This window comes from Kitasatospora indigofera (genome assembly GCF_014655955.1).
GTDB classification, from domain to species: Bacteria; Actinomycetota; Actinomycetes; order Streptomycetales; family Streptomycetaceae; genus Kitasatospora; species Kitasatospora indigofera.
Genome location: NZ_BNBO01000084.1, coordinates 20,776 through 29,236, shown reverse-complemented (window position 1 = coordinate 29,236; position 8,461 = coordinate 20,776). Strand labels below are relative to the sequence as shown.

3 protein-coding genes are annotated in these 8,461 nt (G+C 74.1%); all 3 read left to right on the top strand.

Features of this window, described 5'->3' with window-relative positions:
* The first annotated feature begins 17 nt into the window (after nt 1–17).
* The 3 genes from IE329_RS37770 to IE329_RS37760 are packed head-to-tail and all read left to right on the top strand — an operon-like array spanning nt 18 to nt 8,139.
* Complete coding sequence (locus IE329_RS37770; RefSeq protein ID WP_229928092.1) at nt 18–4,727, top strand: type I polyketide synthase; 4,710 nt, start codon at nt 18–20, stop codon at nt 4,725–4,727.
* Nucleotides 4,724–6,976, top strand: coding sequence for a cytochrome P450 (locus IE329_RS41950; protein ID WP_190215592.1), 2,253 nt, complete (start codon nt 4,724–4,726; stop codon nt 6,974–6,976). The genes IE329_RS37770 and IE329_RS41950 overlap by 4 nt, the downstream gene beginning before the upstream one ends.
* Nucleotides 6,976–8,139 (top strand): macrolide family glycosyltransferase, encoded by a 1,164-nt coding sequence (locus IE329_RS37760; protein WP_229928091.1) that lies wholly within the window; start codon nt 6,976–6,978, stop codon nt 8,137–8,139. The genes IE329_RS41950 and IE329_RS37760 overlap by 1 nt, the downstream gene beginning before the upstream one ends.
* The last annotated feature ends 322 nt before the right edge of the window (nt 8,140–8,461 follow it).

The window sequence follows — 8,461 nt, the reverse complement described above, 5'->3', positions numbered from 1 at the left end:
CGTTGTGGCTGGGGTCGGTGAAGTCGAACATCGGCCACACCCAGGCGGCGGCCGGCGTGGCCGGTGTGATCAAGATGGTGATGGCGATGCGGCACGGGCAGTTGCCGCGGAGCCTCCATGTGGACGCGCCGTCCTCCCACGTCGACTGGTCGGTGGGCCGTGTCTCACTGCTCGCCGAGGCCCGGCCATGGCCGGAGACGGGGCGTCCCCGCCGTGCCGGCGTGTCGGCGTTCGGCATCAGCGGTACGAACGCGCACGTGATCCTGGAGGCACCGGCCCCGGAACCGGCAGAGGAGACATCGTCCGACTCCCCGGCCGCGCCCGCGCCCGTGGCCTTCGTGCCCGGGCCGTGGCTGCTGTCGGCCAAGTCCGAGCCGGCGCTCCGGGCCCAGGCCCGCAGGCTGCAGGCGTACGCGGCCAAGGCCCCCGACGCGGACGCCGACGGAATCGGCGCCGCGCTCGCCGCGCGGGCCCGGTTCGCCCACCGGGCCGTGGTGACCGGACCGCAGGCCCTGGCGGCCCTGGTACGCGGGGAGGCGCATCCCGGGCTGGTGACCGGCGAGGCCCGCGACTCGGGGAAGTCGGCGTTCGTGTTCTCCGGTCAGGGTGGTCAGTGGGCGGGGATGGGTCGGGGTCTGTACGAGGTGTTCCCGGTGTTCGCGCGGGCGTTGGACGAGGTCTGCGGGTTGCTGGGGTTGCCGGTGGAGGTGCTGTTCGAGGACGGGGAGGGGGTGCTGGGGGAGACGCGGTTCACGCAGGCCGGGGTGTTCGCGCTGGAGGTGGCGTTGTTCCGGCTGGTGGAGTGGTTGGGGGTTCGGCCGGACTTCGTGGTGGGGCACTCGGTCGGTGAGGTGGCCGCGGCCCACGCGGCGGGGGTGCTGGGGCTGGAGGACGCCTGCGCCCTGGTGAGCACCCGGGGCCGGTTGATGCAGGGGTTGCCCGGTGGTGGGGCGATGGTGTCGCTCCAGGCGTCGGTGGAGGAGGTGGTGGGGTCGCTGGTGCCGGGTGTGGAGGTGGCGGCGGTCAACGGGGTGGACGCGGTGGTGGTGTCGGGCGACGAGGCGGCCGTGACGGCGGTCGCCGAGGTGTGGCGCGGCCGTGGTCGTCGGGTGCGGCGGCTGGAGGTCAGTCACGCGTTCCATTCGGCGCGGATGGATCCGGTGCTGGAGGAACTGGGCCGGGTGGCGGCGGGTCTGTCGTTCGGTGAGCCGGTGATCCCGGTGGTCTCCACGGTGGCGGGGCGGCCGGTGGACCTGGGGGAGCCGGGGTACTGGGTGCGTCAGGTGCGGGAGCCGGTGCGGTTCGCCGACGCCATGGAGTGGCTGACGGGTCAGGGTGTCACGGGGTTCGTGGAGGTGGGTCCGCACCCGTCGCTGGTGGCGAACGGGTTGATGCGGCGTGACGGTGATTCTCCGGAGCGGCTGTTCGCGGGGCTGGGGCGGTTGTGGGCGGACGGCGCCGTGCGCTGGACGCCACCCGCGACCACGACGGCGGGGACGCCGGTCGGCCGCGTGCCCTCGTACGCCTTCCAGCACCAGCACTACTGGCTCCGGCCCACCACCCCGTCGGAGGGCCCCGACACGCCCGACCACCCGCTGCTGCGGTCCCTGGTGAAGCTCCCCGACGGGCAGGGCGTGGTGCTGACCGGGAAGCTCTCCGCGTCCGTCCACCCGTGGCTGGCCGAGCACACCGTGCTCGGTTCGACGCTGCTGCCCGCCATGGCGTTCGTGGAGATGGCCGTCCACGCCGGTGAGCACACGGCCAGCCCCGTACTGTCCGAGCTGGTCCTGGAGGCGCCGCTCGTGCTGTCCGAGCGCGACGGTGTGCACGTGCAGGTCACCGTCGGCGCGCCCGACGACACCGGGCGCCGGCCCGTCACCGTCCACTCCCGCACCGCCGCCGAGCCCGACGAGTGGACCCGCCACGCGACCGGCGTGCTCGGTCCGCCGGCGGACCGGGAGACACGGGCCGGCCGGACGGCCGTGCCCGGGGCGGACGACAGCGAGGCCGCACCGATCGACATCGACTCGCTCTACGACCGGCTCGCCGAAGCCGGCTACGACTACGGGCCGACCTTCCAGGGGCTCACCGGCATCCGGCGGCACGGCGAGGACCTGCACGCCGAGGTGAGCTTCCCGGCGGACCCCGCGCAGCTCACCGGTTACCGCGTCCACCCCGCGCTCCTGGACGCAGCTATACAGCCACTGACCCTGCTCGCCGGCCTCGCGGCCGAGGACGGCGGCGCCGGCGGCAACCCGGCGCGACTGCCCTTCTCGTTCTCCGGTGTGTCGGTCACCGGGTCGGCCGCGACGGTCCGCGTGGTGCTGCACCCGACCGGGCCGGACACCTGCGCGGTGCGGATCACCGACACCGCCGGGACGCCGGTCGTGAGCATCGACGAGATCGTCCTGCGGCCCGTCGAAGCGACGGGCCACGGGGCCCGGCGCCGGCCGGACACGCTGTTCGCCGTTGACTGGACCCCGATGGCGGCACCGGACGGCCCGGACACCGAGACGGTCCTCCACGAGGTCGCCGGCGAGGGCGAACCGGTCGCGGCCGCCCACGCGGTAACCCGGGAACTGCTCGGCAGGGTCCGGGAGTTCCTGGCCACCGACACGCCGGCCCGGCTCGTGGTCCTCACCGGCGACGACCTGGCCTCGGCCGCCGCCCGCGGCTTCCTGCGCAGCGCGCACAGCGAGCACCCCGGCCGGATCCTGACCGTCCGGCACGACGGCACGGCCGCCTCACGACGGGCGATCCCCGCCGCGGTGCGCGCCGCCGTGAGCGACGGTGAGCCCGAGATCCGGCTGCGCGACGGAACCGCCCTCGTGCCGAGGCTGGTGCGGGCCGCCCCGGCGGCCCCGGCCGGGCTCCTGGACGGCGCGCCCCTGGACGGCACCGTGCTGATCACCGGCGGCACCGGCACCCTCGGCGTCCTGCTCGCCCGGCACCTGGTCGCGCGGCACGGCGCCCCGCACGTGGTGCTCGCCGGCCGCCGCGGCGTCGAACCGCCCGGGATCCGGCAGGAGCTGGGCGCCGCCCTCACCGTGGTCGCCTGCGACGCCGGTGACCGCGGGGCACTGAGGGATCTCGTCGCCTCGATCCCCGACCTGCGGGTCGTCGTGCACGCCGCCGGGGTCGTCGACGACGCCGTGGTGGGATCGATGACACCCGAGCAGATCGACACGGTGCTGCGCGCGAAGGCCGACGCCGGGTGGCACCTGCACGAGGCCACCGAGCACCTGGACCTGCGGGCGTTCGTGCTGTTCTCCTCGGCCTCCGGGGTGTTCGGCGCGCCGGGGCAGGCCAACTACGCCGCCGCGAACGCGTTCCTCGACGGGCTCGCCGAGCACCGGCACGCACGCGGTCTGCCGGTCACCTCCCTGGCCTGGGGCCAGTGGGCCGAGTCCAGCGGCATCACCGGGAACCTGACCGAGGCCGACCAGCGCCGGCTGGCGAGGACCGGGATGCTGCCGCTGGCCACCGGGCAGGCCCTCGACCTGTTCGACACCGCCCTGGCCTGCGAACGCCCGGCGCTGGTGCCGGTCCGCCTCGACCTCGCGGCGGTCGGCACCCCGCCCGCGCTGCTGCGCGCACTCGCCCGGCCCCGGCGCGCACCGGCCCCGGCGGCCGGCCCCGCCGACCTGCGCGCCAGGCTCGAAGCCCTGCCCGAGCCCGAGCAGCGCGCCCTGCTGCTCGACCTGGTCGTCACGCACAGCGCGAGCATCCTCGGGATGGCCCCCGGCGGGATCGACGACCCGGGTCAGCTGTTCCGCGACCACGGCGTCGACTCGCTGACCGCGATCGAGCTGCGCAACCGGCTCAACGCGGCCACCGGGCTCCAGCTCCCGGCGACCCTCGTCTTCGACTTCCCGACGCCCGAACAACTCGTCAACCACCTCTACGGGCAGTTGTGCTCGCCGGAGAACCGGGTCGCCGGGCCGATGGAGCGCCTGCTGCGCAAGGCCGTCGACGTCGGCCGCCCGCAGGACGGCCTCGACCTGCTGGCCACGGCCTCCCGGCTGAGCCCGGCCACCGCCGCGCCCAAGGCCGAGACCGTCACCCTCGCGGCCGGCTTCCTCCAGCCGTCGCTGGTCTGCCTGCCGTCCGCACTGGCGTCCAGCGGCATCGAGGAGTACGGGCGGTTCGCCGCGGCGCTGGAGGCCGCCCGCGACGTCACGGCGCTCACCCTGCCGGGTTTCGCCGGCGACCCGCTGCCCGCGGACGCCGACGTCCTGGTCCAGGCACTCGCCGACGCCGCGTCGGCCGTCGCCGCGCCGGTGCTGGTCGGCCGTTCGCTGGGCGGGTGGCTGGCGCTGGCGACCGCCAGGGAGCTGGAACGGCGGGGGGAGCGGCCCAGCGCCGTGGTGCTCATCGACGGCTACCCCGAGGACCTGCCGGGTGTGCTCACCGGCATGCTCGACGCCGGCCACCAGGTCCAGCCGGTCGACGACGACCGGCTGGTGGCCATGGGCCGTTACCTCGACCTGGCCGGCGCCCCGGAGCCCGTCACCGCGCCGGTGCTGCTGGTGGGCACCGGCACCGGGAAGCGCTCGTGGCCCCGGCTGTCCACCACCGCCCAGGAGGAACTCACCGTCCCGGGCGACCACTTCACCGTACTGGAGGAGCACTCCGCGGCCACCGCGCTGGCCATCAGCACCTGGCTCCTCGACTTCAGCGGATACGGGGCCGGGTTGTCCGCACTCAGGGGAAGGGACTACGCATGATCTGGGACAACGTCTACATCGGGGGAACGGGGCGGTACCTGCCGCCCCGCACGCCCGCAACGCAGGCCGTGCCGGACACCGAGACCATGCGACGGCTGCTCGCGCTGTCGGACTTCGTGTCGTTCACCCGCTCCGACGACGTCACCGAGCACGCGATGGCCGTGCACGCGGCGATCGGAGCCCTGCGCGAGTCGGGCCTCAGCGGCGCCGACATCTCCATGGCCGCCTACGCGCAGATGGACCACCAGGACCACATGGCGTCCTCCTGCCACCTGCAGCGCGTCCTCGGCCTCGGCCACGCCCTCGTCTACGAGGTCGAGGCGACCAGCAACGGCGGCTCGGCCGCGCTGCAGTCCGCCGCCGCGCACCTGGTGGCCGACCCGGCCGCGACCGCGACCCTGGTCACGGCCACCGCCCGGTTCCTGCCGCCGCGCTGGGAACGCTGGCAGCCCAGCATCGGGATCTTCCTGGCCGACGGCGCGGTCGCGGCCGTGCTCAACCGCGAGGGCGGCCGGGCGCGGCTGGTCGCGACCGCCAACAGCTCCGCGACCCAGATGGAGGTCCTCGCCACCCCGACGATCCCGGATCCCAAGGGCCACCGCAACCGTACGCCGATCGAGGTCACCGGCCTGGCCCCGTACCTGACGCTGATGAGCGGGGCACTGGTCACCGCGGTCGAGCAGGCCGCCAAGGAGGCCGGCGTCGGCATCGCCGACATCACCAGGTTCGTCGTCACCGGTCTGGGCCTGGCCCAACTGGAGGTCGTCGTACTGGAGCCGCTCGGCATCGACCTGGGCCGCACCACCTGGCCGATGCTGCGCGAGCTCGGCCACGTCGGGCCGTGCGACCAGCTGCTCGGCATGGACCACCTGCTGCACGACGAGACCCTCAAGCCCGGCGACACCATCATGTCGATCGGCCTCGGCATGGGCTCGCGGTTCACCGCGTCCCTGCTGGAGGTCACCGAGCAGCCCAAGCCCCGTACGACCACCACCTTCACCGCGCCGGTGCGCGCGCAGGTCCCGCCCGCCGACGCGTATGTCATCGACCCCTCGGGCGGCGACATCTTCGGCGAGGCCGCCGCCCTGCGCGAGCGCGGCCCGGCCACGCCCGTCGAACTGCCCGGTGGCGTGTCGGCCTGGGCCGTCACCGGGCACGACCTGGCGAAGAAGCTGCTGCTCGACCCGAAGGTCTCCAAGGACGCGAACAAGCACTGGCCCATGTGGCGCGACGGCGACATCCCGCCGGACTGGCCGCTGATCATGTGGGTCGCGATGCAGAACATGTTCACCGCCTACGGGTCCGACCACACCAGGCTGCGCAGCCTGGTGGCCAAGGCGTTCACCCCGCGCCGTATCGAGGCGATGCGGCCGCGCGTCGAGGAGATCACGGCCGGCCTGATCGCCGACCTGGCCGCGGTGCCGCCGGGGCAGACGGTCGACCTGCGCGCACGGTTCGCCTTCCCGCTGCCGATCCAGGTCATCACCGGACTGTTCGGGGTGAGCGCGCAGACGGGCGCGGACCTGCGGCGGCTGGTGGACGCGGTGTTCAGCCTCGACGCGGACCCGGCGGGCGTGCAGGCCGCCTCCGGCGAGCTGTACATGCTGCTCAAGGAACTCGTGGCCGCCAAACGGCGCGACCCCGGCGACGACATGACCAGCGACCTGATCGCCGCGCAGGAGGCGGACGGCACCCGGCTGTCCGAGCGGGAACTGCTGGACACCCTGCTGCTGACCATCTCCGCCGGCTTCGAGACGACGGTCAACCTGCTCGACCACGCCGTCCACGCGCTGGCCACGCACCCGTCCCAGCTCGCCCTGGTCCGGTCCGGGACCAGCACCTGGGAGGACGTGGTGGACGAGACCCTGCGCTGGCAGGCGCCGGTGCCTAACCTGCCGCTGCGGTACGCCGTGGAGGACATCTCCGCGGACGGCGTGCAGATCCGCAAGGGCGAGGCGATCCTGCTGTCCTACGGCGCCGCCGGCCGTGACCCGGCGCAGCACGGGGCCGACGCGGAGGAGTTCTCCGTCACCCGGCCGTCGCGGGCCGACCACCTCACCTTCGGGCACGGCGTGCACTACTGCCTCGGCACCCCCCTGGCGAAGTTGGAGGCGACGACGGCGCTGTCCGCGCTGTTCTCCCGGTTCCCCGGGCTGCGGCTGGCCGTCCCGTCGTCCGAACTGGAGCCGCTGGGTTCCTTCTTCACCAACGGACACAAGACCCTGCCGGTCATCCTGGAGGAGGGCTGATGGCCCATTTCGCCTTCGTGAGCGCGCCCGCCTCCGGGCACGTGAACCCGACCCTGCCGCTGGTCGAAGAGCTGGTCCGGCGCGGTCACCGGGTCAGCTACGCCACGGGACCGGCCACCATGGACGCCGCCGTCGCGGCCGGCGCATCGCCGGTGACCCTGCCCTCGCAGCTGCCGCCCGGCATGGCGGCGAGGGGCGGGTTCACGGCGGAGCAGCTCGCCGCGACGATGGAGTACTACCTCGACGACGCGCGTGCCGCCTTCCCCGTCCTGGCCGAGCACTTCTCGGCCGACCCGCCGGACGCGGTCTGCTACGACTCGGTGACCTTCACCGGGAGGATGCTGGCGAACCTGCTGGAGGTGCCGGAGGTCTCCCTGGTGCCGACCTTCGCGGAGAACGAGTCCTTCTCGGCGGCGCAGGTGTACCTACCGGCCGACTTCGACCACACCAACCCCCGGCTGGTGGCCGCGATCCAGGACATGGGGAAGTTCGCGCAGGGCCACACCTTCCTCGATGACCCGAACCTGATGTTCGGCCACGTGGCCCCGACGAGCCTGGTGTTCATCCCCCGCGAGTTCCAGATGGCGGGGGACACCTTCGACGAGCGCTTCCACTTCGTCGGGCCGTCGCTGAGCAGCCGGCAGACCGCCGAGGAGTGGAGCCCCCGGTCACGGGCCCCGGTGCTGCTGATATCGCTGGGGACCGTCTTCAACGACCGGCCCGAGTTCTACCGGACCTGCATCGAGGCGTTCGGGGACACCGACTGGCAGGTCGTCATGGCGGTGGGCGGGCTGGACCAGGAGTCGCTGGGCCCGATCCCGGCCAACGTCGAAGTGCACGCGCACGTGCCGCAGGTGGCGGTGCTGCGACACGCCGAGGTGTTCCTGAGCCACGCCGGGATGAACTCGGTGATGGAGTCGCTCCACCACGGGGTGCCCTTCGTGGCGGTGCCGCAGATCCCGGAACAGGGGGCGATCGCCCGGCGGGCGGAGGAGCTGCGGGTCGGCAGGACGCTCGCCGAGCCGACCGTGCAGGGCCTGCGCGACGCCGTCGAGGACGTCCGGTCCTGCCGCCCCCGGGCGGCGGCCCTGAGCCGGATCGTGCGCGGGTCGGGCGGCGCGTCCAAGGGCGCGGACGTCCTGGAGAAGCTGCTGACGCGGTAGCGGCCGGACTCCGCCGGGCAGGCCGCACCCGCACCCCGCCCGGTGGAGCCCGTTCCCGCGCACGCTCTCGCACGGCGTGCCCGGGTCGGGCCGTGGGTCGGTCTGTCGCCGCGCCGCGCAGGAACCGCATTGCGCCGCCGCGGCCTGTGGCCCGGGTGGACACCTGCACCGGTTCGGGGTATCCACCTCGCACGCACGCCACCCGGGGGCGGTGCGTCCCGGAGGGTGAGTACATCGACACCGGGCGGGGCCGGGTCGGCGGGCTCAGCGACCGGCCCACCGCACAGCACCTCGACGGGCGGGGTTCCTTCAGGTGTGTTCG